The organism is Nodularia sp. UHCC 0506 (assembly GCF_034931045.1).
In the GTDB taxonomy this organism is placed as follows: Bacteria; Cyanobacteriota; Cyanobacteriia; order Cyanobacteriales; family Nostocaceae; genus Nodularia.
In genome coordinates, this window is sequence record NZ_JAYGHH010000069.1 from 1 (window position 1) to 1244 (window position 1244).

At 35.5% G+C, this 1244-nt stretch carries 1 protein-coding gene; it reads left to right on the top strand.

Features of this window, described 5'->3' with window-relative positions:
• Positions 1-725 precede the first annotated feature (725 nt).
• The gene (locus VB654_RS23625) at positions 726-1088 is read left to right on the top strand and encodes a hypothetical protein (RefSeq protein ID WP_323216275.1); all 363 of its coding nucleotides are present in this window, start codon (positions 726-728) and stop codon (positions 1086-1088) included.
• Positions 1089-1244: the final 156 nt, after the last annotated feature.

A 1244-nucleotide genomic window follows, 5' to 3' on the forward strand; every position in this document is an offset into this window, starting at 1 on the left:
ACAATCAACAGGCACGGACGCGCCAAAGTTATTACACAGCAAGAGATACAGTTAATTTTTACCCACGGCTTGAACAATGAACGGGATAGAATGTTGTTTGGGGTGTGCCTGTTTAGTGCCTGTCGTATTCGGGAATGTGTAACGCGGTAGGGGGAATAATCAAGTCGCATCCTTTAAGCAGTGCGTCTAAGTCTTCCACTTCTGGTCTGTCTTTTGTGCCAATAACAATGTGTTCATAGCCAAGAGCTAACCTAACTCCTGATTTCTCATCACATATATTACATTAGCAGTTTGCCCCTTCCAGCCCAGCTTGAGGCGCTGCGGTTGGGATCGCCAATTTGACCCCCAATGCGTAATTTACTTTTATTTTTTTGCGGTCAACTAGTTTACCTTTTATAATTCAGAATCTATCTAAAGATAGATATTGTTGGCTGTTACCTTTTTTAGATAGACTTTAACAACTCGTTATGCAAATATGGTTTTGTCTGTAATAGAAATTAGCTATCGTACCTATCGCAATTACCTCCTACTGAGAAATTTGCTGTATAACAAATAGTTAAACCGCTAATATTAGTAAATAATTTGCGTAAGGTTGGCGTTAGACATATAGGACTCATGTCTGATTTCTGAACAAGATTTCGGATAAAGTCCTTATAAAACAGGTTTTTCAATCCCCGTATGTTTTCAAATATCAAATAGGATTCCTATAGCTTGAGGAGTATATAGTGGGTAATAGCAGCAGTACCAATGGCTTTGTTAAAGATTTAGTTGGCAAATTACAAACTCTTTTATTAGAAATTACTTCTATTATTTTAGATGCTTTCTTTCTAGCCTTGTGGGTTTTAGTTGAGTGGGCATTAAATAAATATGTCATCAAAGCTCTTGAACTATCGGGTATCAGTCAATGGGTACTTGTAACATTTCAGATAGTTTTTTCTATATCAACTCTTGTAGTTGTTCTTTCCTATGTCATCCTTGATATTACAACAATAGTCACAAAAAATTGGCGAAAGATAAAATTGGAAGTATTTCCAAATGAAGATAGTAATATCGCTGTTGTTCCTCAATCTCAAGGTGAAACTAAATAAAGTGATTAGGTTATTAAAATGAGTAATGATATTGCAAAGCTACCCCTAGAAAGACCTTTAACAGGAGCTATTCAAATTTATAAGAAGAGAATTATATTCTTCTTAATCGTGATTTGTCTCAATTTTATCTTGTTGCTTATCTTAATAGGCTTTGCT